Genomic DNA, 25,493 nt, shown 5'->3' with positions numbered 1-25,493 from the left:
GCCATTCAACAGCCAAGACGGAGGTGAACCGATGTCTCAGCCATGCTCTTCCACAGCGCGGCGCCAGTTTCTCCAGCTCGCCGTCGGCGTCGCCGCGGCCGCGATTGCCGGCCAGGCGGCGGCCGACGAGTTGCCGCCATTGAGCGAAAGCGATCCGACCGCGTCGGCGCTGGGCTACAAGGACGATGCCACGAAAGTGGATGCCGCCAAATTTCCGCAGCACAAGGCCAACCAGGTCTGCCTCAACTGCAACTTCTACCAGGGCACCGCCGCACGGGCGCCGTGCACGCTGTTCCCTGGCAAGTCCGTCAACGCGAAGGGGTGGTGCTCGGCCTACGCCGCCAAGCCCTAGCAGGTGCTTCCCGGCACCGGTCAGCGGTGCCCTTCCTGAATTCCCGATGGAGGCAGGCCGGCCACGGCCTGCCTAGCCGCCCGCGCCAGGATCCCTGGATAGACGTTCACGCAACCGGGCGGCGTCAACGGCGTGTCCGGCTCCGCGTTCTGCCCTGGGTAATCCGCAGAAGTCCTGTGTTTTCAATGCGTTGAGCGGAGGAGCGCGCACTCCCCGGCGGCAACCGGACGCTGTCCGCGGACATGAAAAAACCGCCATCGAGGGCGGTAGCAATCACGAGGGGATACGCGGAAGGGCAAGAGATCGCCGCCCGGATGCGCCCAGACCGAGGAGCTAACCCGTCTGGACGCACCCGAGCCGCATTCCGAGGGGCCCACTGCCAAGTGAAAATTCCCGCGGACCTTGATCATAACCGACCGGATTCCGGCGGGCTAACAAGGGGCTGTTGATAAGCCGTGGATTACTTGTGGGGCCGGGCGTGTAATACAAACGGATTCAGGTGCTTAGAGACGCATGATGGCCCATCGTGAAAGAGTGGACATCTCACGGCATTCTGCCAGTCCAGTGCGAGGGCGGCTTCTAAGTCGTTGAGTGGGAAGGCGGTTTCAAAAAAGCTTGGCCCCGCTGAGCAAAGGACTTGCTCAGGCGGGGCCAAGTAGTTGAATCAACAGCTATTTGCAGAGATCAGCGGGTGCTGGCGGGCTGGGCCACCGCACCGCCGGACTGATCCGAACGGGCCAAGTGACTGTGGTGCTTGCCATAGACGTAGTAGAACACCAAGCCGATTACCGCCCACACCGCGAATACGATGAGCGTCTTCATCGACAGGTTCACGAACAGCAGGATGCAGCCAAGGATGGCTAGTGGGCAGATCACCCACGCCATCGGCGTGCGGAACGGACGCGGACGATCCGGCTGCGTCTTGCGAAGGATTAGCACGCCCACCGCGACCATGACGAATGCGAACAGGGTGCCGGAGTTTGACACGTCGGCCAGGATGCCGACCGGGAACATCGCCGCAAACAGCGAGACGGCGATACCGGTGACGATCGTGATGATGTGCGGCGTGTGGAACTTCGGATGCACCTTAGAGAAACTCGCCGGCAGCAGGCCGTCGCGCGACATGACGAAGAAGATGCGGGTCTGGCCGTAGATCATCATCAGGATGACCGATGGCAGGGCAAGGCTGGCGGCCATGCCGATCAGGTTGCCGAGCTTCTCGAAGCCGAGCATGCGCAGCACGTGGGCCAGCGGCTCCTTGCTGCAAACCAGTGCGTTGGAACCTTCGCAAGCCTTGCTCAGAGCATCGGAGCCTGGCTCCAGCAGCTTGCCAGCCGAATCGAACACGGGCTGCGCACCATCCGCTCCCACTGCGCCGTAGCCGACCAGCAGATAGAAGATGGTGCAGACGCCGAGCGAACCGATCAGTCCAATCGGGATGTTGCGGTTCGGATTCTTGGTTTCTTCAGCCGCAGTGGAAACCGCATCGAATCCGACATAGGCGAAGAAGATCGACGCTGCGGCGCCCAGCACGCCTACACCACCCATGGGACTGCCCCAGCCGGTTGGCAGGAATGGCTCGAAATTCGGCGACTGGGCTGCAGGAACGGCGACGTAGACGAATGCGCAAAGTGCGACGATCTTGATCGTGACCAGGACAGCATTGACCCACGCACTCTTGGACGTACCCACGACCAGCAGGCCGGTGATGACCAGGGAGACGACGAACGCCAGAAGATTGAACCCACCGCCGTCGAACGGACCGGTGCGGAGGAATTCCGGCAGCGCCATGTCGGCACTGATCAATAGCCCGTTGACGTAGCCGGACCAGCCAACGGCGACGGCGCCCGCGGCGACGGCATATTCAAGGATGAGTGCCCAGCCTACGATCCAGGCTAGTGCTTCACCCAGCACGGCGTAGGTATAGGTATATGCGGAACCGGACACGGGCACCATCGACGCCAGTTCCGCGTATGCCAGTGCCGCGAGCGCGCAGACGATGGCGGCGATCACAAACGCGACCATCATGCCGGGACCTGCTTTCTGCGCCGCCTCGGCCGTCAGCACGAAGATGCCGGTACCGATGATCGCGCCGATGCCCAGCAGCGTGAGCTGTACAGGGCCCAGCTGCCGCTTGAGGCTCTTCTTTTCCGCATTTTCCAGAATCTGGTCGAGCGGTTTTACGCGCCAGAAAATCATTCTTTCCCCTCCCGGAGTGAGCACTGAAACCTGGCGCCGTTCTGAAGCGGTTGCCACGATGCGAGGCCTGGTCGTGTGTTCGCGGCTGAAACGGCCGCGGTAAAGCCGCGCTAAAATACGCGACCCTCCGTAGGCCAGCAAGCGGCGATGAGTATGGAAACAAGGATCGATGAGAATCGCCAACTGGCGCCATGGCAGGAACAATGGCTCGATGCCGTGCGTGTCTATGCGCAACGCTACCCCGACGAGGCGCAATCGGCCGAAATATTCGCCCGGTTCATGCGCGAATGCCCCGACGCGGCGCGGCGCGAGCTGGAAACGGGCCATCTGACCGGTTCCGCGTGGCTGGTCAGCGCCGACGGTGAACGCGTACTTCTGACGCACCACCGCAAGCTCGGCCGCTGGCTGCAGCTGGGCGGTCACGCCGACGGGGATGTCGACCTCGCGAATGTCGCCCTGCGCGAGGCGGAGGAAGAATCCGGCCTGCAGCACCTTTCCGCCGATCCGGAGCTGTTTGACCTGGACCGCCACTGGATTCCCGATCGCGGCGACACACCTGGCCATTGGCACTACGACATGCGGTACGTGGTGCGGTGCAGCGGGTCCGAATCGTTCGCCGTGAGCGAGGAATCGCTGGACCTTGCCTGGCGCGACATTCGTGCCATCGCGGATGACACGCAGGCGGACACTTCATTGCGCCGGATGGCCACCAAGTGGCTGGGCCGCCATTCCGCCAATTGAACGTTTGTTCGGTGTGCAGCGAAACGGCCGCACGCGGCGGCCGTTTCGCAAACTTCGCAGCATGCGGACGATCGCTTACTCGCGACCGCTGTATTCGCCGGTTACCGTGCTCACCAGGATGCGCGAACCGTTGGTGACGTATTCGGGCACCTGGATCTCGATGCCGGTTTCCAGCTTTGCCGGCTTCGGCCGCTTGGTGGCCGTCGCTCCCTTCATTTCCGGGGCGGTGTCGACCACCGTCAACGTCACCGTTGCCGGCAGCTGCACGGCAACCGGCTGGTCGTCGATCAGCTGCACGTAGCAGGTTTCCATGCCATCAACGATGAAGCCCGCGGCATCGCCGATCGTGGCGGCATCGAGCATGTACTGGGTGTAGTCCTCCACGTCCATGAAGACGAAGGTATCGCCTTCGCGGTAGGAGTAGGTGGCCTGGCGGCGCGACAGGTCGACTTCCTTCAGGTCGTCTTCCGCGCGCAGTGACAGATCGAGTTTCTGGCCGCCGGGCACGCTGTACATGGTGAAGCGGAAGGTCACGTTGCCGCCACGACCCTGCGGTGAACTGCGGTCGATATCGCGGATCTGGTAGACCTTGCCTTCGTGCTCGACGACGTTGCCGCGTTTGACTTCGGATGCTTTCATGGGATGCGAAGAGTTGAGGGGTGGTAATCAGCGCGGCTGCAGGCGCACGGCGCCGTCGACGCGAATTGTCTCGCCGTTGAGGTAGCGGTTCTGCAGGATGAAGCCTACCGTCGCGGCGAACTCCTCCGGTTTGCCCAGGCGTGACGGGTAGGGCACCTGTGCGCAAAGCGACTGGTATACGTTTTCCGGCATGCCGTCGACCATCGGCGTGTGGAAGACGCCCGGCGCCACGGTCATGACGCGGACGCCGATGCGGGCGAACTCGCGCGCCATGGGCAGGGTCATGGCGACGACGCCGCCCTTGGAGGCCGAATACGCGGCCTGACCGACCTGGCCTTCGAAGGCGGCGATCGAGGCGGTATTGACGATGACGCCACGTTCGCCGTCTTCGCCCGGGGCGTTGTGCTGCATGAGATCCGCCGCACTCTTGGCGACGTTGAACGACCCGACCAGATTCACCATCACGGTGCGCGAGAAGGTATCGAGCGCCATCGGGCCTTCCTTGCCCAGCACGCGTCCAGCGCCCAGGATGCCCGCGCAGCTGATCGCCGCGTTGAGGCCGCCCAGGCCGGCCTGCGCGGCCTTGAGATTGGCGGTCACGTCCGCTTCGCTGGTGACATCGGTGCGGAAATAGCGGGCGGCGTCGCCCAGCTCCGCCACCGCGGCGGCGCCCTTCTCATCGTTGACGTCGAGCAGGGCCACCTTGGCCCCGTTGGCGACCAGGTAGCGCGCTACCGCCAGGCCCAGGCCCGACACGCCGCCAGTGACGACGGCCTTGATCTGATTGAGTTCCATGGAGTCCTCCCGAGACGGCGCAGCCCGGGCGGGCTGCGAAAACCGCCATTGTAGCCGGTCGGCGGGCTGCGATGCCGTAGGGGTCTTCCTGCCGCTACAGGTCGCGCAGGAAGAACCGGTCGCAGCTGAAATGGCCGGTGCCGCCCATCGGCGCGCAGATCTGCGCGAACCCCATGGCGCGGTATAGCGACTGCGCCGCGTCCATGCCGGTGAGGGTTTCCAGATAGCAGCGCCGGTACCCCAGCGTCCGCGCAGCGTCGAGGCACTGGTTGATCAGCGCCTTGCCGGCGCCCAGGCCGCGCAGTGCGGGAAGAAAATACATTTTGCGTAGTTCACAAACGTCCGCATCGCCGCCGATCAGTGCCGCGACGCCGCCACCGCCGAGCACCTCGCCGTCGCGTTCGACGACGAAATAGGCCGCACCGGGAATCGCGTAGGCCTGGGCCATGGTGTCAACCTCCGCATCGTTGATCGCGAAGCCGGGGCCATCCGCGCCGAACTCAGGCATGACCTGGCGGATGATGCGCGCCATCGCCGGATTGTCGCGCAGTTCGATGGGGCGAATGTGGAAAGCGGGTTCGTTCATGCGGGCAGTGTCGCGGAGCCCGGCGTGCGGGCATCGGTCGGGGTTGGGAAGGAGCCAGCCGCCGGGCGTTACAACGGACGGCGGAAATCCAGGTCGTAGCGCGTGCCATGGACCAGCACGTGCAGGCGCAGGTTGGTGATCGAGATCGGCGCCTGGGGGCCGGCCTCGGTGATATTGGACGGCCCGACATCCCGTGGATCCACCAGCGTGACCCCGCCGTGACCGACCACTTCCATCACGTTGTCCGGCCCGATCACGGCCGCGGTGTCGGCGTCCAGGCCCAGGCCCAGCGCGAAGGGATTGAGCGCCAGGGCGCCGAGCAGGCGGCCGATGCGGTCGCTGGCGGCGCCGCCCTGGTCGATGACCACGCGGTTGGTCAGGCCCAGTCCCGGCGCCAGTGTGACGCCACCGATGCGTGGGGTGATGCCGGGATCGCCACCGGCGAGCATGTGTTCGGTGATGGCGGCGGCGCCGGGTCCCATGCCGGCGATGGCAATGCCGTCGGCGTTGCGGCGCCGGAGCAGTTTGGCCAGCGTGGTGCCGCCGATGAGGGTGGTGAGCTTGAGCGGATGGATGGTGGCCAGCACGATCAGGTCAGAACTTTCGATCGCGGTGACCGTTTCCGGGCGTTCGGCATCAGCGCGGGAGGTCAGGTGCAAGCGGCGTACTCCACCGGCACCCAACGCCAGCAGGTTGCTTTCCAGTTCGTCCAGGCCGTGCGAATCCAGTTCTCCCGCCAGCACCAGGGTCACCTGGGCGCGCTGCGAGCAGATCGCCAGCAGACGTCGCGCCACGCGCTGTTCTTTGTCCAGTCCTGCCCAGATGCCGATGGCGACCAGGAAACCGCGGGATTGATCAGGAGCAAGTCGGGCCGGCACGCGCAGATCCTCTCGAAGGTCCGCCGGGATGGTAGCAGCTGCGCCGCTGGCTGGGGCTGCCGGTGCAGCCGATGCGCGGTGCAGTCAGCGCTCGGGCCGGCGCGTATTCCATTGGGTGAAGAATTCGGCGAATGCCGCCGCCGGCAGCGGCTGACTGAACAGGTGACCCTGTGCCAGCGGGGTGCCCCGATCCACCAGAAAGCGCTGCTGGTCTTCGTTTTCGACGCCCTCGGCAGTCACTGACAGCCCCAGTCCCTGGGCGATGCGGATGATGGCATCGCAGATCGCCGAATCGGCGCGGTGGGTCGGAATGCCCTGCATGAAGGTATGGCTGATCTTGATGCCGTCGATCGGCAGTCGACGCAGGTAGTTGAGGGCCGAATAGCCTTCGCCGAAATCGTCGATGGTCAGGCACACGCCGAAGCCGCGCAGGGCGGCGAGGGTGTCCTGGGTGTCGGGGATGTCGTCGATCAGCACGCGTTCGGTCATCTCCAGCTCAAGGCTGGCGCCGGCGATATCGAATTCATTGAGTGCTGCGCGGACGGTTTCAGCGAGACTTTCGTTGAGAAACTGGCGGTAGGACACATTGGTTGCGATGCGCAGCACCGGCAGGCCGGCATTGCGCCAGGCGCGCAGTTGCCGGCAGGCCTCGCGGATCACCCAGGCGCCGATGGGTACGATGTCGCCGGAATTCTCCGCGTGGGGAATGAACGCGGCGGGTCCGATCCGCCCGAGATGGCGATTGTTCCATCGCAGCAGGGCTTCGGCCGCAACGATACGGTTGGTCGCCAGCTCGATCGTGGGTTGATATTCCAGGTGGAACTCGCCGTTCTCCAGCGCGCGGCGCAGCTGTGATTCGATCAGCAGCCGGTCGGACAGGTTGCGCGCCAGGACGGGGTTGAACATCTGCCAGGTGTTGCGTCCGCGGCGCTTGGCTTCGTGCACCGCGGCGTCGGCATGATTGATCAGCTGCTGCGCCGTGGTGCCATCTTCCGGATAGCGCGCGATTCCCACGGACACGGTCACCACCAGCTCCTCGTCCGCGTGCCGGAACGGTTCGGTGAACGCGGTCGTGACCCGTTCGGCCAGGCGTTGCGCGACGCCGGTATCGTCCAGGCTGGGCAGCAGCAGTACGAAGGCGTCACCGGCAAAACGTGCCGCAAAGGCCTGGTCGGCGGCGATCGAGCGCAGGCGTTCGGCCGCGGCCGTCAGCAGCACGTCGCCGGCAGCATGGCCGAGCATGTCGTTGACGACCTTGAACCGGTCCAGGTCCACATACAGCACGGACGGCCCGCGATAAGGGCGCGCCGCGGCGATGGCCTTCTCGATCTCGCCGATCAGGCATCCGCGGTTGGCCAATCCCGTGAGGACATCGGTGCGTGCCTGGCGTTTGAGCTCTTCTTCATTGAGCTTGCGGTCGGTGATGTCCTGCAGGGTTCCGCCCACGCCGTGGATCTGGCCGTGACGGAACAGCGGCGCCCCCTGGATGCGCACCCAGCGACGCCGGCCGATGGCGCTGGTCATCGGTAGTTCCAGGTCGAATGGCTGGCCGGATTTCGCGGCCGCCATGGCCTGCTGCATGCGTGTGCGGTCATCGTCACTGAAGAAGCTCAAAGCCCGCGTCACGCTGACCGTGCTGCCATTGGGCAGGTCGTGGATGCGGTACATCTCCTCGGTCCAGAACAGCTGTTCTTCGCCCGGGTCGTACTCCCAGCCGCCGATACTGGCCAGGGCCTGGGTCTTGTCGAAGAGCTCGCTGGCGCGCTTGAGCGCGGTGACGTCGCTGTAGGTGGAGATCACCTGGAACGGTTCTTCGCAGCCGGGCAGGAACTGTGGCACGGTACTGATGTTGAACCAGCGATACAGGCGCAGGTGCGGCAGCCATACGCCGACCAGGGTGCTCTCGATGGCAGTGCCCAGGCGCAGTGCGCGCATCGCCGGCAATTCGGGAAACGGCAAGGGCTGGCCGCGTTCATCCTCGAAGCGCCAGTCCCGCAGCATCTGCGGCTCGCTCCGCGTCAGCTCGGTCTCGGTCAGCCCGAGCAGCCGGCAGCCGGCCGGATTGACCGACAGGATGGTGCCGTGCGCGTCCTGCACCATCACCCCTTTGTCCACGGCCTGCAGCAGGGCCCGGTAACGCGCCTCGGAGGCGCGCAATTCCTTGTCGGCCTCGCGCCGGTGCGTGATGTCGCGTGCCACTGCCACGATCCGGCGGGCCTCGCCGTCGATATAGACGTTCGAATGCACTTCGACCGGAAAACGCGTGCCGTCGGCACGCTGGTTGGTGGTTTCGACGGTGACCGTGTGGCCCGGCAGGAAGTTGCTGAGCACCTCGCGCATGCGACCGGACGGCAGGTCCGGATTCAGGTCGTACACCGTCATCTGGCGCAACTGTTCCAGCGAATGACCGTAGATACGGCAGGCGGCCTCGTTGGCGTCGATGATGCGGCCTTCCTCGTCGTGCAGCGTCACCGCATCCGGCACGGCGTTGATCAGGCTGCGATACCGCGCGGCCACGCTGTCGGTGGAGTGTTCCAGTTCTTGCAAGGTGGAACGCGCCAGCGCGAGCGTCTGCAGCAGGGGGCCGTCGGCGCCGCCGCGGGCGATGATCTCGTCCAGCGCAGCCACCAGTGCATCGGCCGCGGCGGTATCCGCAGCCGAATCTGACGTACGTGGCTGATCGCCGTGATTCAAGAACGACTCCAACCGCATCCGCGCCCCCAAGGCCCCTTGGAACGTGTGCGGAACCAGCATAGCACTGGCATTCCGCGCTGGCGTCGGGCGCCAGGCGGCATGGCACCGTTTTTGACCGGCCGGCGGTGCCCGGCGCGCAAGGGCTGCGGCCGAAGTGCGCCGGCACCCGCGTGGGACCGGCCACTGGCCTCAGGCAGCGGCGCGGGCAACCTTGCTGTTGGTTTCCCGGCCGAGCTGTTCGCTCAACCAGCGTCCGGTGGCGATCAGCCGGTCGAGATCAACGCCCGTGGCGATGTCCATGCCATGCAGCATGTAGACGACGTCCTCGCTCGCCACGTTGCCCGTAGCACCCTTCGCATAGGGGCAGCCGCCCGTCCCCGAGACTGCCGCGTCGACCACGCTCACGCCCAGCTCCAGGCAGGCCAGGATGTTCGCCAGCGCCTGCCCGCGGGTATCGTGGAAATGCACGGCCAATGCATCGATCGGTACCACGTCAGCCACGGCGGCCAGCATCTGGCGCGCCTTCACCGGCGTACCCATGCCGATGGTGTCGCCCAGCGAGATCTCGTAACAGCCGGCTTCGTACAGCCGCCGGGCAACACGTACCACATCGGCGATCGGCACCTCGCCCTGGTAGGGACAGCCCAGTACGGTGGAGACGTAGCCGCGCACCTTGACGTGATCTTCGCGCGAACGTTCCAGCACCGGCAGGAAGCGCTCGATCGATTCGTCGATGCTGGCATTGATATTGCGCTGGCTGAACGCTTCCGACGCGGCGGCAAAGACAGCGACTTCCTCCACGCACACGGCGCGGGCACGCTCGTAGCCCTGCAGGTTGGGCACCAGTACGGGATAGCTGACGCCGGGACGCCGCTGGATCGACGAATAGACCTCCGCCGCATCTGCCAGCTGGGGCACCCACTTGGGGCTGACGAAGCTGGTGGCTTCGATCGATACCAGGCCCGTATCCGACAGCCGGTTGATCAGTTCGATCTTGGTGGCGGCCGGAACAATCGCTTTCTCGTTCTGCAGGCCGTCGCGCGGGCCTACCTCGACGATCCGCACAGCCCGCGGCATCGCGCTCATCGGCGTCCTCCGCGCTGGCGCGCCAGGATGGATTTCTCGAAGGCCTCGACACTCTGCTCACTGCGGCGCAGCGCCAGTGGCTTGGTCGAGAAGATGGCGTGGTTGCGCACGATTTCCAGCATCTGCTGGCGGTTGCCGCGCACGTAGACGTGCAGGTCGGTGCCGGTCTTGTTGATCGTGCCTTCGAAGCGGGCGTCGATGATCAACTTGGCGACACGTTCGCTGTCGACGTCGAACAGTTCCAGGGTTTGTCCACGCACCTTGTACTGGGCGAAGAAGAAGGATTTCTCCGGCGTGGGCTTGATGCCATGCGGCGCGGGCAGGTTGACCAGGCCCTTGAGCTGCGCGTCGGAGACCACGAGATAATCGTTGCCGCGATCGTGCACATAGTTGACCGGCACGTGCAGCTGCTTGAGCGGCCCGCCCCGTTCAGCCTGTTCCAGCACGTGGAAACGGCACTCGTGGTCGACGTAGAACGCGCTGATATCCTGGTTGTCACTGCCGTCGGGCGAGGGCTCCTCGTCGGGCACCCACAGGCCTTTCCAGCGGGTGTCGCAGCTTTCGATGTTGTCGCCCAGGGGGGCTTCGAAACGGGTTTCGCTGCAACCCGTCAGCACCAGCGCGGCGACGGCGCAGGCGGCCAGCCAGTGCGCGCCAGAGCCGGACAGTCGGCGGAGTGAGCTGTTCATTGAGCCTCCAGTCGGACCAATATGGCGTCTGCATCGACGAAATCACCGGCCTGCGCCTGCAGGGCGGCAATCACGCCGGCCCGTGGTGCGCGCAGGGCGATCTCCATCTTCATCGCTTCCATGATGATCAGTTCCTGGCCTTCGATGACCGCATCCCCCGCGTTGACCTTGGTCAGCACGATGCGGCCGGGCATCGGCGCGGCCACCCGGTCTCCGCCGCCGCCGCCCGTGGCGGTGTAGGCGAAGGCCTGGACGCGCTCGAAGCTGTGGCGCGTCGTGCCGTCGTGCAGGACGACCTGGTTCGCATCCGCCGTGGCATGCAGGCGCTGCGCGGCGCCGTCGATCTCGGCACTGAAGGCCGATTCCTGCCAATGCGCATGGCGTACTTCCAGGCGTGTGCTGCCGATATCAAAAGTGTAGCGGCCAGCCGCGCCGTGAGCAGCGATTTCAATGGTTTCGCCGGCGCAGACCAGCACCACCACGCGCTTGCCCGGATGCCCCAGGCGCCAGCCATCGGCGCTGTTCCAGGGGGAGTGCGGGTCCGCGGCTGCGCCCGGTGTGGCCGTGGCCTTGCGCTCCTGGTCCAGCAGCACGATTGACGCGGCGGCGGCCAGCAGGCGCGCATCCGTCGCGCCCGGTTGAGGCAGAAATTCGTCCAGATGCCGGTCCAGGTAGCCCGTATCGATGGTGCCGTCCGTGACGGCCGGATGCCGGACCAGGCGTTCGAGGAATTCCACGTTGGACTTGGGCCCCGTGATCTGCGTCGATGCCAGCGCTTCGCGCATGCGCTGCAGCGCGTCGGCGCGCGTGCGGTCCCAGACGATCAGCTTGGCGATCATCGGATCGTAGAAGATCGTGACCGTGTCGCCTTCGATCACGCCGCCGTCGATGCGCACGTGACGCGAGGGCTCGGGCAGGCGTAGGCGGGTCAGGCGGCCCGAGCCGGGCAGGAAATTCTGCGAGGGATCTTCCGCGTACAGGCGCAGTTCGATGGCGTGACCATCCGCCGGTACCGACTTGTTGCGGATCAGCGAGGCCGGCAGCGGTTCGCCGGCGGCCACGCGCAGCTGCAGTTCGACCAGATCAAGATTCAGGGTCAGCTCGGTGACCGGGTGCTCGACCTGCAGGCGCGTATTGATTTCCATGAAGTAGAAATCGCCGCCTTGTCCCACGATGAACTCGACAGTACCGGCGTTGGCGTAGTCGATTGCCCGGGCCGCCGCGATCGCGGCATCACCCATGCGTGTCCGCAGCTCGGGCGTGACGAAGGGCGAGGGCGCTTCTTCCAGCACTTTCTGGTAGCGGCGCTGCGCCGAGCATTCGCGCTCGTTCAAATGGATGATATTGCCGCTGCGGTCGCCGAAAACCTGGAATTCGATGTGGCGCGGTTTCTCCACATAGCGCTCCAGCAGGACGCGGTCGCGGCCGAAGGCGTTGCGCGCTTCGCGCTGGCAGGATTCCAGGTTCGCGGCGAACTCGCCCGCATGGCGCACGATGCGCATGCCTTTGCCGCCGCCACCGTGCGCGGCCTTGATCATGAGCGGAAAGCCGATGCGTTCGGCCTCGCGCGCCAGCAGGGCCGGGTCCTGGTCCTCGCCCGTATAGCCGGGGACGACCGGAACACCATGCTGCTGCATCAGGATCTTCGCGCCGGCCTTGGACCCCATCTTGCGCATGGATGCGCCGCTGGGGCCGATGAAGGTCAGCCCGGCGGCTTCCACCGCTTCGGCAAAATCGGCGTTCTCGGATAGAAAACCGTAGCCCGGATGGATGGCCTGCGCACCGCTGGCCTTGGCGACCGCGAGGATCTTGTCGCCGCACAGATACGATTCCGCCGGGCGGCTTCCGCCGATCGGCCAGGCCTCGTCGGCCTGGCGGACATGCTGCGCCGTCGCATCCGCTTCGGAATAGACGGCCACGGTGCCGATGCCCAGCCGGCGACACGTGCGGATGACCCGGCAGGCGATCTCGCCGCGATTGGCGATCAGTACCTTTTTGAACAAACCCTGCATTATTCGCCTTCCTGCTGATCCATGGAGGCCGCCGCGCGGCGGCGGCGGTGCGCTGGCCACTTGTCCGCTTATTCTGGCGCGTGGCAGACGGCTTCGATGTTCACGCCATCCGGATCCAGAACAAAGGCGGCGTAGTAGGTCGGGTGATAGTGCGGGCGCAGTCCCGGACCACCGTTGTCGGTGGCGCCGGCGGCGAGCGCTTCACGATGGAAGGCGTCGATGGCGGCGCGGTTCGGCGCGACGAAGGCGACGTGCAGGCCGGTCGGCGGCGTATTGCCGGTGCTGATCCAGAACGTCGGGTTGCCATCCTTGCCATAGCCCAGATGGTGTGTATCCGTGCCGGTCATCTCCGGCGTGACATCCAGCACTTCGCCGTAGCCGAGCGTGGCCAGCACGCGGGTGTAGAACGCGCGGCTCTTTGCAAAGTCGGCAACCTTGAAACCAATGTGGTCGAGCATGTCAGTTCTCCTTGGCCCAGTCCGGGGCCCGTTTTTCCAAAAACGCCGAAAGACCATGCTGGCCTTCGGCGGATACGCGCAGCCGCGCGATCAGCGCGGCATTTTCCAGATCGGTGGCCTGCTGTTCTTCCGACTGCATCCCGCCGATGCGCAGGGCCAGCGCCTTGGCTTCCGCCTGGGCGCGCGGACCGCCCTTGCCCAGCCAGTGAACCAGGCGGTCAACGGCTTCATCCAGGGCCTCGGGCTTGACCACTTCATGCAGCAGGCCCAGACGCTGCGCCTGCGCGGCGTCAAACACCTCGCCGGTGACGAACCAGCGCCGTGCCTGACGGGCGCCGATGGCCGCCACGACATAGGGTGAGATGACGGCGGGTACCAGGCCCAGTTTCACTTCCGACAGCGAGAACTTGGCCCCTTCCACACCGACCGCGATGTCGCAGCAGGCGATCAGGCCGACGCCGCCGCCGTAGGCGGCGCCGTTGACCCGCGCGATGGTCGGCTTGGACAGGTAGTTCAGCGTGCGCATCAGCGCGGCCAGGCGCTGCGAGTCGGCGCGATTCTCCGCCTCGTCGGCGCCGGCCATGGAACGCATCCATTGCAGGTCGGCGCCGGCGGAGAACGACGCGCCTTCGCCCGTCAGAACCACGATGCGGATTTCCGGATCCCCGTCGACGGCGGCCAGGGCCTCGGTGAGCTGGGCGATCAGGTGTTCGTCAAAGGCGTTGTGGACGGCGGGACGCGCCAGGCGGATTTCCGCCACGTGGCCGCGCCGGCTGACGACAATGGATGGGCTCATCAGGAACCTCCGGCAAACCCGCATGATAACTGCGGCCGCGCGGCGGGTGGAGGCAAGACGCCAGCGCGTCGCCCGTGCCGTGGCTCGCCGGTGGCTGAAGCGCCGGCCGACGCTCCGGCAAGGGCGCAATGCCGCGCACCACCGCTTTCCAGCCTCAAATGCGGATATAATCGAGAACCATTCTTATTTAAGGCCGGATCGACCGTGCGCCTGTCGGAACTCAGTCTTGGTGCCAGCGCCACTGTGCGGCATGTCGAGGATGCTTCGCCGGCCGATCCGATCGCGCGGCGCCTGCGCGACCTGGGCTTCGTGGCCGGCGAGGAAGTGCGCCTGGTGGCGCGCGGCCCGGTCGGTGGCGACCCGCTGCTGGTGCAGGTCGGATTCACCCGTTTCGCGTTGCGGCTGACCGAGGCCGCCCGTGTCTTCCTGGCTCCCGCGGCGGTGTGATCCCATGACAGCCTTGCGTATCGCACTGGTCGGCAATCCCAACTGCGGCAAGACCGCGCTGTTCAATCTCCTGACCGGCAGCCGCCAGAAGGTCGCCAACTACGCCGGCGTGACGGTCGAGCGCAAGCAGGGCCGTTACGTGGCGCCGTCGGGCCGCAGCGTCGAGCTGCTCGACCTGCCGGGCACCTACAGCCTGGACGCCACCAGCCCCGACGAAGCCATCACCCGCGACATCTGCCTGGGCGTCTTCCCGGGTGAATCGCGCCCGGATCTCCTGGTCTGCGTCGCTGATGCGACCAACCTGCGCCTGCATCTGCGGTTCGTGCTCGAAGTGCGCGCCCTGGGCCTGCCGATGGTAGTGGCGCTCAACATGGTCGATGCGGCGCAGCGTCGAGGTATCCGGATTGACGTCGCGGCACTCGAGCGCGAGCTGGGCGTGCCGGTGATCGAAACGGTCGCCGTGCGCCGCGGTGGCGCGCGTCCGTTGATCGAGCGGCTGGACCTGGATGTTTCCGCACCCGCACCTGGCGAGGCAGCGGCAGGTGATCCGCACGCCCAGGTCCGCCAGCTGCTGTCGCAGGCGGTGACGATGCCGCGGCGAACCGCTGTGTTCGATGACGCGATCGACCGCGTCGTGCTGCATCCCGCCTGGGGGCTGATGATCCTGGCCGTGCTGATGTTCCTGATCTTCCAGAGTGTTTTTTCCTGGGCCGAGCCGCTCATGGAAGGCATCGAAGGGGGCATCAAGGCGCTGGGTGCCTGGTCGTCTTCAGCGCTGCCGCAAGGGCCTTTGCACAGCCTGATCAACGACGGCCTGTTCGCCGGACTGGGCGCGGTACTCGTGTTCCTGCCCCAGATCCTGATCCTGTTCTTTTTCATCCTCGCGTTGGAAGAATCCGGCTATCTGCCGCGCGCCGCCTTCCTGCTCGACCGCCTGATGTTCAAGGTGGGATTGAGTGGCCGTTCCTTCATCCCGCTGCTGTCGAGTTTTGCCTGCGCCATTCCCGGCATCATGGCCACCCGCAGTATCCAGGACCCGCGTGACCGCCTGACCACCATCCTGGTGGCGCCGCTGATGACCTGCTCGGCGCGCCTTCCGGTCTATACCTTGCTGATCGCCGCGTTCATTCCCCAGCGCACGGTGTGGGGCATCTTCAACCTGCAGGGCGTGGTGCTGTTCGCGCTCTATGTGGCGGGCATCGCCGGTGCGCTGGCCGTGGCCTGGGTGATGAAGCGACTGCGTCGCGATCGCAGCGAGCACGCGCTGATCATGGAACTGCCGTCCTACCGGTTGCCGCATCCGCGCGACCTGCTGCTGGGTTTGTGGGAGCGCACCGGGATCTTCGTCAAGCGCGTGGGAACGATCATCCTGGCGCTTACCGTATTGCTGTGGTTCCTGTCGACTTTCCCCGCGCCGCCCGAAGGGGCGACGGGGCCTGCCATCGACTACAGCCTGGCCGGCCGCATCGGCCGCGCCCTGGAATACGTGTTCGCACCGATCGGATTCAACTGGCAGATCTGCATTGCGCTGATCCCCGGCCTGGCCGCGCGCGAGGTGGCGGTGTCGGCACTCGGCACGGTGTACGCGATGTCCGGTACTGATGACACGATTGCCCAGCAGCTGGGGCCGGTGATTGCGACGCAGTGGTCGCTGGCCACGGCACTGTCCCTGCTGGCGTGGTATGTGTTTGCGCCGCAGTGCCTGTCCACCCTGGCGACGATCCGGCGCGAAACCAATTCCTGGCGCAACGTCTGGCTTGCCGCGGGCTATCTTTTCGCGCTGGCCTATTTCGCCGCGTTCCTGACTTTCCAGATCACCCGGGCACTGACATGAGCGAGACTGGCCTGATGGTGCAATACGTCATCATCGCCGTGGTGGTTGGCGTCAGCGCGGTCTCGACGCTGCGCCGGCTGGCACCATCCGTGTTTGGACGGTTGCTGGCGATGCTGAGCCGGCCGCTGGAGCGGTCGTCGCTGGCCGTCGTGCGCCGCGCCGGCCACGGCCTGCGCCAGGCGATTCCCGCGGCAGTGGGCGGCGCCTGCGGCAGCTCGGGCGGATGCAGCCGTTGTGGCGCCTGCCCGACGACGTCGGTACCTGCCCAGGACGTCGCCGTCATGCCGCTGGCACCGCCACGCCCGTTGCGGTGATCGCTACTGGCTGACCAGAAAGTCCACGCGGGCGTAGCTGCCGCCGGCGGCGAGCGCCGTCACCGTGTGTTCGCCGCTCGCGGTGTATTCGTGCTCAAAGGGTTTGGCCGAATCCAGGTCGGCGGCCAGCCGTCCGTCCACCAGCCAGCGCACCCGTCCCTGCACACCCAGGGCACGCAGGGCGAGCCGCGGTGCGGTTGCACTGCCCGGTGCGCGCATCAGCGTGGCGCCATCGCGAACCCCGTCGATACGTAGGCTGAGCGTCTGTTCGAGACCGTCGTCGACGCAACCGGCACGTCGCGGTGGCAGGGACGAACGGCGACGCAGATCCGCATCGAGCCACGGCTGTGCCAGTGCGGGCCAGCGCGCAATCGCTCGCAGTGTCTCCCGGGGCGCGCGGCAATCGCCCGTCAGGCGCTGGTTGGTCCGCGCATCGACCCGCACGTTCAGCAGCGGGGATGACCACTGCGCGGCGTCGCGTTCCGGCAGCGTGGGCGGCGTCGCGCCGTCGAGGATCCAGGCGGTGCGCTTCTTGTGGCACAGCTGCGGCCTGGCCGGGTCCAGCGGCAGGCCCAGCGGCCAGCAGATGTCGACCTGCGCCACGTTCGGCGGCGGCACGGGCGGCGTTGCATCCGCGGCGCGACGCGGCAGGCTGTCATTCGCCTGGAGCAGCAGCGGAAGGGCCGTGATAGCGCCGTACTGGCCGGGCATGGGCGTGCCGTCGGGACGTCCGATCCATACGCCAACCGTGTAGGCCCGGGTGGAACCGATCGCCCATGCATCGCGGTAGCCGAAGCTGGTGCCGGTTTTCCAGGCCATGCGTGCGCGCCGGCCCGGGTCGAAGGTTTCCCGCTGAACGCCCGGCTGACCGTTGGCTTCGAGGATGTCGCGCACGATCCACGCGGCGCCTTCGTCCATCAGGCGTCGTTCGACGAGCGGCGTATCTATTGTGTAGCGCACTGCCCCGGCCAGGCCGCGGCGGTTGAACGCAGCGTAGGCGCCCACCAGATCTTCCAGGCGGGTGCCGGTTCCGCCCAGGATCAGCGCAAGGTTCGGATCAGCACCACGGGGAAACTGGAGATTCGCCCCGGCATGCGACAGGCGCGCCGCAAACCGGCTTGGACCGACGCGATCCAGCAGGTCGACTGCGGGCACGTTCAGCGACAGGCGCAGCGCGTCGGCGGCAGCCACCGGGCCGTTGAACGCCAGGTCGAAATTGCCGGGGCGGTAATCCCCGAAGGCCTGCGGCGCGTCGATCAACAGGCTCTCGGAGTGAATCAGGCCGTCTTCGATGGCCAGCGCGTAGAGGAAAGGCTTGAGCGTGGATCCGGGCGACCGCACGGCCTGGATCATGTCCACGTGACCCAGCCGCGTCGGGTCGCCGAACGCGCCGGACCCGACATAAGCCAGGGTTTCCAACGTGGAATTATCCACGACCAGCACGGCGGCCGAGGTGCGTTCCGGTAGTCGGCCCAGGTAGGTGCTCACCCGCGTCTCCATCGCCGCCTGCAATTCGCGATCGATGGTCGTGGCAATGACGCGGCGTTGCGGCGCTGCCTGCGCCAGGCGTTCGGCGAGCAGCGCCGCCTGCATCGGAGGCTCCAGGGCGCGAGCAGCGACATTTTCCAGCATGGCGTCGCGCGTGACGGCTTCGCTCCAGCGTCCGAGCGTTGCCATGCGCCGCAGCACCTTGTCACGGGCGACCTGGGCGCGCGCGGCATGGCGGTCGGGACGCAGGCGGCTGGGCGATTGCGGCAGCACGGCAAGCAGGGCCGCTTCCGCATGACTCAGGTGCCGTGCCGACTTTCCCAGGTAGGCCCAGGAGGCCGCTTCCACACCCTGGATGGTCCCGCCAAACGGCGCGTAGGTCAGGTACAGGCCCAGGATCTGGCGTTTGTCCAGGTGGGCCTCCAATTGCAGGGCGCGCAGCATCTGGTGCACTTTCCCCCACGGCGTGCGCGAATGCGGCTCGAGAATCCGTGCCACCTGCATCGACAGCGTCGAGCCGCCGGAAATCGTGCGCCGGTGCCAGATTGCCTGGCCCACCGCCCGCAGCATCGATCCCGGGTTCACGCCCGGGTGGTGATGGAACCAGCGGTCCTCGTAGGTGAGCAAGGCATCCAGGTAGAGCGGCGAAACGTCCTCCGGCGTGACCGGATAGCGCCAGAGGCCGCTCTCGTCCGGAAAGGCGCGCAACGGCGTGCCGTCGCGCGCCAGCACCACGGTGCTGCCGGTGGTCGGATCCGGCAAGGGCAGGGGAAATACCCGGTCCAGCACCACGGCCAGCAGCAGGACGCCGGCTGTGCACGCCACCATGCGACGCGCCCATCGGCGCATCGCCGCGGCGCGTCGTTGCCGGACCGGATGGCTCACGGCTCGCGTACCTCGATGGTCGCCGGAACGCTTTCACCGATCGCGCGCAGTTGCGGGCGGTACATGTCTTCCACCGATGTCGGCGGAACGACAAAGGTGCCCGGCGACACCGCGCGGACGAGGTAGAACACGTTCGCCTTCTGGCCCTTCTGAAGGCTGAGCGCAGCGACATAGCGGTCGTCGCGGAATTCCTCGTGCGTCACGTCGGCGGCATACGCCCGTTCGGCCACCTGCACGCCGTTGACCACGACGTCGGCCCACTGCCTGGAGTCGGTGAGATTGAAATTCTCCAGTTCCAGGCCGGCCGGCAGCAAATCGACCAGCAGGGCGTCTTTCATTGCCTGGCGTGCTTCCAGCTGGATGCCGACGATCAGTCCTTCGCCTTCCTTGAGCGAGGTGCCTTTCCATTCGGCGCCATCAAGGGTGTACCAGCGACGGCGGATGAAGACGGCGTTCTCATCGGGCGGTGGCGCCTGGTTGGGAATGCCGGCGACGTCCTCGGAGACATAGAACGGCCCCTCGCCGGCCGGTTCGATGCGCACGCCAGAGGCGATCTCTGCCGGCGTGAAGGTGCGCGTCCACAAGGCCGGTGAGACGAGTGGCGTCGTCGTGCCGCCGATGACGAGCTTGCCTTCGATCGCGGCGGTGTTGCCGGCGACGAGCTGCTTGCCGAGACGGGCGATGGCAACCTGGTCCTGGGTGCTCAGCCAGATGCGGGCGGCGTGCTTGTCCGTCTTCTCCTGGCGTCGGGCCACCAGCTCGCGGCCCAGCTGGACAACGCGCGCAGCGTGTTCCGGAGTTGCCAGGTCGAACTGGTGCAGCAATGCCACCATCAGCGCGGTATCGCGCAGGTCGGAACCGTAGTCACCGAGCCAGGCTGGCCGTTCCACTTTCTTGGCAAAAGCCTCGGCGATGGCCTTTTCGCCGCGGACCTTGTCGCCTTGCAGCGTCAGCGCTATGCCCAGGTGCACCAGCGGCAGGGCGGTAATGGATTTCTGGCGTTCGTTGTCGAACAGCGTGCGTAATGTGCCCAGCGGCGCCCGTTGTACCCGGGCGAGCACGTAGGCGGACCAGGCCTGGTCGGCGAACCGCAGGTGATCGGGATGATCATAGGAATAGTAGGGATGCCCGCCGGAAAGCAGATCGTCATTGAGGCGCTTGAGGGAGCGTTGCAGCATCTCCTCCGGCACCGCAAAACCACTGTCGCGCGCGTCGAGCAGGAACTCCGTGACGTAGGGCGTCAGCATCTCGTTGACGTGACTGTCACCGCCCCACATGGAGAAGTGCCCCGAGGGAATCTGCATGGACGAAATGCGGCTGATGGCCCTGGCGATACGGTCGCGACGGGCCGCTTCCGGCACCGGTGCGAGGCCGAGGATCTTCGCGTGTGCCTCGTCCAGCGCAAGCAGGCCATACGCCTTGCTCGTCGTCTGCTCGATACAGCCGTAGGCATAGTCCAGCAGGTGGCGCATGGCGCTGGCAAACGGCAGGGGTGGCAGGCGGCTGACGCTGATGCTGGCTGCCACCGTGCTGGGCATCAGGCCTGCGTAGCTGCCTTCTCCGAGCGAGATGGGAGTGGCCGTTTCCAGCGCCCGCGGCGTGGACAGCACCACCGACGGCCAGGCCGGACGGATCGCGATTTCATAGTCTCGCTCGATACGGATGTCGCCCGCTTTCGCCACCAGCCGGAAATGGCCGATGCCGTTGCCTTCACCGGCCGACAGCGGGAACTGCGCGGTTGATTTCGCGCCGTCGTCGAGTCGGATCGCACGACGGCCATTGTCGACACGCAGCGGCGCGGTAGCTTCGACGCGCAAGTCGACATCCTGCGCGATACCCGAGAAATTGGTGACATCCAGGGTCAGTACGGCCTTGTCGCCCGGTGCGAGCGCGCGCGGCGACGAGACTTCCGCCACCAACGGTGCGCGCACGATCGTCTCCGCCTGGGCGTTGCCGTACCGGTCGGCGCCGAACACCAGCGTGGCGACGCGCAGCGTGCCGTTGAAATCCGGTACGGCGAGCGTGACCTCTGCGGTACCCTGGGCATCGAGCTGCACCGGGCCGGAATACAAATCGACGGTTTTCACTTTTGCGGTCGGGCGGCGCGCCTGCGGCAGGGCCGACAGCAACAGGTCGCCGCCGTAACGCAGGCGTGCAGTGCTGCCCTCGAAACTTTCGATGACGCGGCCGTAGAGGTCGTAGGCGTCCACACCAAGACGGCGCTGGCCGAAGAACCACGCTGTTGCGTCCGGCAGCGGAAACTGGGTGATGTTGAGAATGCCCACGTCCACGGCGCTGACCGTGACGTAGGCCTTCTGTCCTGCCAGGGCCGGCGCCTTGACCGTGACGGCCATGTCCGTCTCGGGCTTCATCGATTCGGGTGCGGTGACCGTTACCGCCACCTTGCGATCGCCGCGGTCCATCGGCACGTGCACCACGCCCACCGCGCGCGCCGGTGTCACCTTCGAACTGGCCGAGCCGCCGCGCAGGAGAATGGTGCTGATGTAGACGTCGTGACGTTCCCAGTCCGCTGTGACCGGCAGTTCGAACTCGGCGCGATCTTTCACCTGGATCGTCCTGGCCAGCAGCAGGCGGTCACTTTCCACCAGCAGGATGCCCGTTGCTCCCTGGGGCGGTGTGACGGTGACCTTGAGCGTATCGCCGGCGCGGTACTGCGATTTGTCCAGTGCCAGCTTGACCTTGTCCGGACGTGCCTCCTTGCCGGCGTTGTCGTTGTCGTAGCTCCAGCCGGCAACGAACGGGAACCGCATGGTCAGTCCCGTGGCGGGATCGAGCACTTCGAGGCGGTAGTTGCCCCAGGTCACCGGGAACTCGATCTTGCCGGCCTGTCCGGCGTCCAGCGTCACTTCGCGGGTGTCGCCGGCCATGTAGTGGCGCGTGAAATCAAATCGCCAGCCGCTGTCGCGATCGTAGTTCCAGTGATAGTCGCGCTCTTCGCGAACCAGCGTCACCTTGACGGTGCCGGCGGCGAGCTGTCCTTCCGCATCGCTGCGCACGATCTGGAAGCCGGCGCTGCCGTTGGCGGGCGCGCCGTCCTTCAGGTCGAACAAGGGATGCACGCCGACCAGCGTGTCGGCCGGCCATTGCGTGCGTTTGAGCGTGCGCGTGACGGTGCGTCCGCCACTTTCGTAGACGCTGCCTGAAATGATGGCGCTGATCGGCGCCGCTGGCAGCGCGGCGGCCGCCAGGGGTACGCTGGCGGTGAGCTTGCCGTCGTTGTCCAGTGCCTGGTCGATCACATCCTTGGCGCCCTTGGGCAGCTCCAGCGTGGGATCGCCGAAGTGATAATCCTTGAGCTTCTCCACGGGATGGGTCTCGTTGGCCAGCGTCAGCCGGGCCGTGAATCGATTGCCACTGGCCGGCGCGCCGTAGAGATAGTCGCCTTCGACGGACAGCGGCAAAGCCTCGCCGGGACGCAGCCGCGCCGCGGTGGAATCCAGGGCCAGTTTCAGGCGTTCGGGCAGGAATTCCTCCACGCGGAAGGTGATGGCCTGGCTGGCTTCCTTGGCCGCCGGGTCGACGCGGAATTCCACCTGCCAGCGGCCCGTCGGTACATCCGCGGGCAGCTCGTATGACCATTCCACCAGTCCCAGGTCCCGTGGCTCGAGCCTGGCCTGCGCCCAGGTCTTGCCATCCGGTTGCTTGAGCGTCAGGAACAAGGGCTGCGGATCAATCGGCTTGCCGTCGAAGTCGCGCAGCAGTGCCGACAGCCGCAAGGTTTCGCCCGGGCGATACAGGTCGCGACCGGACCAGGCGAACACGTCGAACCAGGTCTGCTTGCGGCCGGCGACGACGAAGTCGGAAAGATCCAGCGCCGGTTGGTTCATCGGCAGCAGGGAAATGTCGCGTCCGTGGCGCGCGACCACCACGTGGCTGGCGTCGAGCTTGTACGGAATCAGCGCATTGCCGTCGTCGTCAGTCCTGGCGCTGACGATGGTCTCGCCCTTCTTGTCGAGGATGTCAATGTCGACGCCAGAGGTCGCGACGCCGCTTTTGAGCGAGGCGGTGTGAACGAACAGTTGCTCCTTGTAGACACGCGTGTGCAAGCCGATATCGCTCACAAAGAAGTAGCAGGTCTCCCAGGCGTCCTTGAAGCGCCCCGCGCGCTTGAGCACGGCGAAATACACGCCCGGCACGCTCAGTTCCGGAAGATCCTGGATCGGCAGGTAGGTGACCGCGCGTTCGTTCTCCTTGCCTGACACCGTGAAGCGATTGGCGTAGACCGAGTCGGCGATAGCGGTGAGCGGCGTGCGGCCGCTGTAGTGGTAGTCCGAGTCCAGCTGGTAGTCGTAGCGGCGCCCATTGCCCTGGAAAGAGGCGAAGAACTGGCTCAGTTCCTTCTCGCGGACGCGGAAGAACTCCACGTCGACTTCGCGCACATTGACCGACACCAGCGGCAGGCCGCGTGTATCGCGTGCCGGCAATACGTGACCCTGTGATGCGAAGGCGACCGCCGGTTCCAGCGGTCCGGTGAATATGTCGCGGCGGAAGTTCGCCGGCAGGGTGCTGCCGCCGGCGGCGGCGATCTCGCCGGTAAAGGTCACCGAGTAGGTTTCGTTGGCCTTGACGTACGGAAAGCGCAGCGTGGTGCCGTCCTCATCCAGCGACCAGGCGCCGCTGACAACGCCGCCCTTGGCGTCCTTGACGCTGATCAGCTGATCGAAAGCCAGGGCGCCGGCCAGCGGCTGGGAGAATTCCAGCACGATCGCCAGCTGGCCGTTGTAGGGCTTGGCATGGGCCGACGCAACCGTGAATTCCGATGGTGTTGCCGGCCGGGTCTCAGCGACGCTGGTGGTTCCGGTGGAGACCGCTGGCGCGGGCGGTGCCGACGGCGGTGAACCGCATCCACCGAGCGTGAGGACAGTGGCAGCAAGCAGGGTGAGAATCGACAGGGAGCGTGGGGCAAACGCTCGGGCCGCGCGGTACATACGAGAGCACCTGGTGGGTGGGGGCGCGGCGAGTATACGAATGACCCGTGGCCGGCCGCGGGCGTCGTCGGGCAATTGCCGGGCAGAATTTCCGGGCTGTGCACCGATCGACGCCGCCGGTGTGAACTGGGTTAAGGTTCGCCAGGCCCTGAACGGAAAGAGTCCGCGTGAGCACGGCTATCGTCTGGTTCCGGCGCGATCTTCGCGTCAACGCCAATCCGGCGCTCGAATGGGCGTTGTCGTGGCATACCCGTGTCGTGCCCGTGTATATCCACGCGCCTGGCGAGGAGGGTGACTGGGCGCCGGGGGCGGCGAGTCGCTGGTGGCTGCACGGATCGTTGGCGGCGTTGGGAGAGGACCTGGCGCGCCGCGGCGCGCCCCTGGTGCTCGCCCGCGGCGCCAGCCTGCGCGCGCTGCGGGAGCAGATCAAGGCGACCTCGGCCGTGGCCGTCTACTGGAACCGGTTGTACGAACCGGCGGCCGTCGCGCGCGACACGCGCATCAAGCAGGCGCTCGCGCAGGACGGCATTGACGTGCGCAGTTTCAATGGCGCGCTGCTGAACGAGCCCTGGGAGCTTCATAACGGGCAGGGCGAGCCGTACCGCGTGTTCACGCCGTACTGGCGCAAGGCGCGGCCGTTGGTCCAGCCGCGTGCCCCCTGGGTCGCGCCGCAGCGGATACCGGGAATGCCCCACCACGCCGGACTCGCCCTCGACCAGCTGCGCCTGATGCCGCGGGTAGCCTGGGACCAGGGCCTGCGCACGACCTGGTCGCCCGGCGAGACCGGCGCACAGCGTGCCCTGGCCTGTTTCGTGGCAGGCCCTGTCGCGGGCTACCAGGCCCATCGCGATCATCCGGCGGAGCGCGGTACATCGGCGCTTTCGCCACATCTGCATTTTGGTGAAATAGCGCCGGCGCAGGTGGTCTGGGCGCTGCAGATGGCGCGGCTGGAAACAGCGTCTCCGCGCGCGGAGGATGTCGAGAGCTTTGTCCGCGAACTCGGGTGGCGGGAGTTCTCCCGCTATCTGCTGTTCCACTTCCCGGACACCGCCTCGGCCAACCTCAACCGCCAGTTCGATCACTTCGACTGGGCTGTACCGGACCCGTCGCTATTGAAAGCGTGGCAGCGAGGATTCACCGGCTATCCCATCATCGACGCTGGTATGCGCCAGCTGCGGCACACCGGATGGATGCACAACCGCGTGCGCATGCTGGTGGCCAGCTTTCTCACCAAGAACCTGCGTTACCACTGGTTGCACGGCGCGCGCTGGTTCTGGGACACCCTGGTCGACGCGGATCTCGCCAACAACACGCAGGGCTGGCAATGGACCGCCGGCACTGGTGCCGACGCCGCGCCGTATTTCCGCATCTTCAATCCCGTGGCCCAGGGAGAGCGTTTCGATCCCGAGGGCGCGTACGTGCGTCGCTGGGTACCGGAACTGGCCGGCCTGCCCGTGTCGCACATTCACCAGCCCTGGCTGGCGGGAAACCGTGCGGACTATCCCGCGCCCATCGTGGACCTTGCGCATTCCCGTGCGGACGCAATGCTGGCCTACCAGGCCATGCGTGCTCCGGTGGCGCCAGGCATCGGCAACAGCGTAAAAAAAGGGCGCCCGGACGAGCGCCCTGAGTCATCCGGCACTCCGCGGAG

18 protein-coding genes and 1 pseudogene are annotated in these 25,493 nt (G+C 66.3%); 6 read left to right on the top strand and 13 right to left on the bottom strand.

All coding sequences use genetic code 11. The annotated features are described in order from the left end of the window. Positions 1 to 31 precede the first annotated feature (31 nt). Positions 32 to 352 (top strand): high-potential iron-sulfur protein, encoded by a 321-nt coding sequence (locus N4264_RS20455; RefSeq protein ID WP_261694073.1) that lies wholly within the window; start codon positions 32 to 34, stop codon positions 350 to 352. Between the two features lie 684 nt (positions 353 to 1,036). Here N4264_RS20455 and N4264_RS20450 read toward each other — a convergent pair. Then, positions 1,037 to 2,551: an amino acid permease gene (locus tag N4264_RS20450; protein WP_261697672.1), complete on the bottom strand. Its 1,515-nt coding sequence runs from the start codon at positions 2,549 to 2,551 to the stop codon at positions 1,037 to 1,039. 279 nt (positions 2,552 to 2,830) lie between these two features. Between N4264_RS20450 and N4264_RS20445 the strand changes: the two genes are divergently transcribed. Beyond that, positions 2,831 to 3,292, top strand: a complete 462-nt coding sequence (locus N4264_RS20445) for an NUDIX hydrolase (RefSeq protein WP_261697671.1) — start codon at positions 2,831 to 2,833, stop codon at positions 3,290 to 3,292. 75 nt (positions 3,293 to 3,367) lie between these two features. Here the strand turns inward: N4264_RS20445 and efpL are convergent, their stop codons facing one another. From efpL to N4264_RS20395, 10 genes are all read right to left on the bottom strand, one after another. Continuing rightward, complete coding sequence (efpL, locus tag N4264_RS20440; RefSeq protein ID WP_261694072.1) at positions 3,368 to 3,931, bottom strand: elongation factor P-like protein EfpL; 564 nt, start codon at positions 3,929 to 3,931, stop codon at positions 3,368 to 3,370. A gap of 27 nt (positions 3,932 to 3,958) precedes the next feature. After that, positions 3,959 to 4,726: an SDR family NAD(P)-dependent oxidoreductase gene (locus N4264_RS20435; RefSeq protein ID WP_261694071.1), complete on the bottom strand. Its 768-nt coding sequence runs from the start codon at positions 4,724 to 4,726 to the stop codon at positions 3,959 to 3,961. A gap of 94 nt (positions 4,727 to 4,820) precedes the next feature. Further along, the gene (locus tag N4264_RS20430; protein ID WP_261694070.1) at positions 4,821 to 5,312 is read right to left on the bottom strand and encodes a GNAT family N-acetyltransferase; all 492 of its coding nucleotides are present in this window, start codon (positions 5,310 to 5,312) and stop codon (positions 4,821 to 4,823) included. 68 nt (positions 5,313 to 5,380) lie between these two features. Next, positions 5,381 to 6,190, bottom strand: a complete 810-nt coding sequence (locus N4264_RS20425; protein WP_261694069.1) for a cyanophycinase — start codon at positions 6,188 to 6,190, stop codon at positions 5,381 to 5,383. Positions 6,191 to 6,274: 84 nt separating this feature from the next. Then, positions 6,275 to 8,884 (bottom strand): EAL domain-containing protein, encoded by a 2,610-nt coding sequence (locus N4264_RS20420; RefSeq protein WP_261694068.1) that lies wholly within the window; start codon positions 8,882 to 8,884, stop codon positions 6,275 to 6,277. Positions 8,885 to 9,073: 189 nt separating this feature from the next. After that, positions 9,074 to 9,961, bottom strand: coding sequence for a hydroxymethylglutaryl-CoA lyase (locus N4264_RS20415; RefSeq protein ID WP_261697670.1), 888 nt, complete (start codon positions 9,959 to 9,961; stop codon positions 9,074 to 9,076). A 5-nt stretch (positions 9,962 to 9,966) separates the two neighbouring features. Continuing rightward, complete coding sequence (locus N4264_RS20410) at positions 9,967 to 10,659, bottom strand: hypothetical protein (protein WP_261694067.1); 693 nt, start codon at positions 10,657 to 10,659, stop codon at positions 9,967 to 9,969. Further along, positions 10,656 to 12,662 carry an acetyl-CoA carboxylase biotin carboxylase subunit gene (locus N4264_RS20405; protein WP_261697669.1) on the bottom strand — a complete coding sequence of 669 codons (2,007 nt, stop codon included), beginning with the start codon at positions 12,660 to 12,662 and terminating at the stop codon, positions 10,656 to 10,658. Before N4264_RS20405 ends, N4264_RS20410 begins: the two co-directional genes overlap by 4 nt. Before the next feature lie 77 nt (positions 12,663 to 12,739). After that, a complete protein-coding gene (locus tag N4264_RS20400) occupies positions 12,740 to 13,129 on the bottom strand; it encodes a VOC family protein (protein WP_261694066.1) in 390 nt (129 codons plus the stop codon). 1 nt (position 13,130) lies between these two features. After that, positions 13,131 to 13,925, bottom strand: coding sequence for an enoyl-CoA hydratase/isomerase family protein (locus N4264_RS20395; RefSeq protein ID WP_261694065.1), 795 nt, complete (start codon positions 13,923 to 13,925; stop codon positions 13,131 to 13,133). A 204-nt stretch (positions 13,926 to 14,129) separates the two neighbouring features. Here N4264_RS20395 and N4264_RS20390 point away from each other — a divergent pair, with 204 nt between their 5' ends. From N4264_RS20390 to N4264_RS20380, 3 genes are read left to right on the top strand one after another with little or no spacing between them, the layout of a single operon-like run. Then, the gene (locus tag N4264_RS20390) at positions 14,130 to 14,372 is read left to right on the top strand and encodes a FeoA family protein (RefSeq protein WP_261694064.1); all 243 of its coding nucleotides are present in this window, start codon (positions 14,130 to 14,132) and stop codon (positions 14,370 to 14,372) included. Positions 14,373 to 14,376: 4 nt separating this feature from the next. Then, positions 14,377 to 16,206, top strand: a complete 1,830-nt coding sequence (gene feoB / locus N4264_RS20385) for a ferrous iron transport protein B (RefSeq protein ID WP_261694063.1) — start codon at positions 14,377 to 14,379, stop codon at positions 16,204 to 16,206. Then, positions 16,203 to 16,520, top strand: a complete 318-nt coding sequence (locus N4264_RS20380; RefSeq protein ID WP_261694062.1) for a DUF6587 family protein — start codon at positions 16,203 to 16,205, stop codon at positions 16,518 to 16,520. Before feoB ends, N4264_RS20380 begins: the two co-directional genes overlap by 4 nt. A 3-nt stretch (positions 16,521 to 16,523) precedes the next feature. On the opposite strand, the gene pbpC is transcribed toward N4264_RS20380, so the two are convergent. Both pbpC and N4264_RS20370 read right to left on the bottom strand, forming a co-directional pair. Beyond that, complete coding sequence (pbpC, locus tag N4264_RS20375) at positions 16,524 to 18,857, bottom strand: penicillin-binding protein 1C (protein WP_261697668.1); 2,334 nt, start codon at positions 18,855 to 18,857, stop codon at positions 16,524 to 16,526. Positions 18,858 to 18,889: 32 nt separating this feature from the next. Continuing rightward, positions 18,890 to 23,842 (bottom strand): alpha-2-macroglobulin family protein, encoded by a 4,953-nt coding sequence (locus tag N4264_RS20370; RefSeq protein ID WP_261694061.1) that lies wholly within the window; start codon positions 23,840 to 23,842, stop codon positions 18,890 to 18,892. 167 nt (positions 23,843 to 24,009) lie between these two features. On the opposite strand from N4264_RS20370, the pseudogene N4264_RS20365 reads away from it, so the two are divergent. Continuing rightward, a pseudogene (locus N4264_RS20365) lies at positions 24,010 to 25,389 on the top strand (cryptochrome/photolyase family protein); the annotation flags it as partial. Positions 25,390 to 25,493: the final 104 nt, after the last annotated feature.

The organism is Tahibacter amnicola, from assembly GCF_025398735.1.
GTDB lineage: Bacteria > Pseudomonadota > Gammaproteobacteria > Xanthomonadales > Rhodanobacteraceae > Tahibacter > Tahibacter amnicola.
This window is presented reverse-complemented; position numbering and strand designations above follow the sequence as displayed.

Bases quoted from the DNA above. Each gene is read 5' to 3' on its own strand.
- N4264_RS20445 (WP_261697671.1), top strand. From the start codon at position 2,831: ATGCGCGAATGCCCCGACGCGGCGCGGCGCGAGCTGGAAACGGGCCAT.
- N4264_RS20415 (WP_261697670.1), bottom strand. From the start codon at position 9,961: ATGCCGCGGGCTGTGCGGATCGTCGAGGTAGGCCCGCGCGACGGCCTG.
- N4264_RS20380 (WP_261694062.1), top strand. From the start codon at position 16,203: ATGAGCGAGACTGGCCTGATGGTGCAATACGTCATCATCGCCGTGGTG.
- N4264_RS20395 (WP_261694065.1), bottom strand. From the start codon at position 13,925: ATGAGCCCATCCATTGTCGTCAGCCGGCGCGGCCACGTGGCGGAAATC.
- N4264_RS20410 (WP_261694067.1), bottom strand. From the start codon at position 10,659: ATGAACAGCTCACTCCGCCGACTGTCCGGCTCTGGCGCGCACTGGCTG.
- N4264_RS20435 (WP_261694071.1), bottom strand. From the start codon at position 4,726: ATGGAACTCAATCAGATCAAGGCCGTCGTCACTGGCGGCGTGTCGGGC.
- feoB (WP_261694063.1), top strand. From the start codon at position 14,377: ATGACAGCCTTGCGTATCGCACTGGTCGGCAATCCCAACTGCGGCAAG.
- N4264_RS20430 (WP_261694070.1), bottom strand. From the start codon at position 5,312: ATGAACGAACCCGCTTTCCACATTCGCCCCATCGAACTGCGCGACAAT.
- N4264_RS20370 (WP_261694061.1), bottom strand. From the start codon at position 23,842: ATGTACCGCGCGGCCCGAGCGTTTGCCCCACGCTCCCTGTCGATTCTC.
- efpL (WP_261694072.1), bottom strand. From the start codon at position 3,931: ATGAAAGCATCCGAAGTCAAACGCGGCAACGTCGTCGAGCACGAAGGC.
- N4264_RS20455 (WP_261694073.1), top strand. From the start codon at position 32: ATGTCTCAGCCATGCTCTTCCACAGCGCGGCGCCAGTTTCTCCAGCTC.
- pbpC (WP_261697668.1), bottom strand. From the start codon at position 18,857: ATGCGCCGATGGGCGCGTCGCATGGTGGCGTGCACAGCCGGCGTCCTG.
- N4264_RS20450 (WP_261697672.1), bottom strand. From the start codon at position 2,551: ATGATTTTCTGGCGCGTAAAACCGCTCGACCAGATTCTGGAAAATGCG.
- N4264_RS20400 (WP_261694066.1), bottom strand. From the start codon at position 13,129: ATGCTCGACCACATTGGTTTCAAGGTTGCCGACTTTGCAAAGAGCCGC.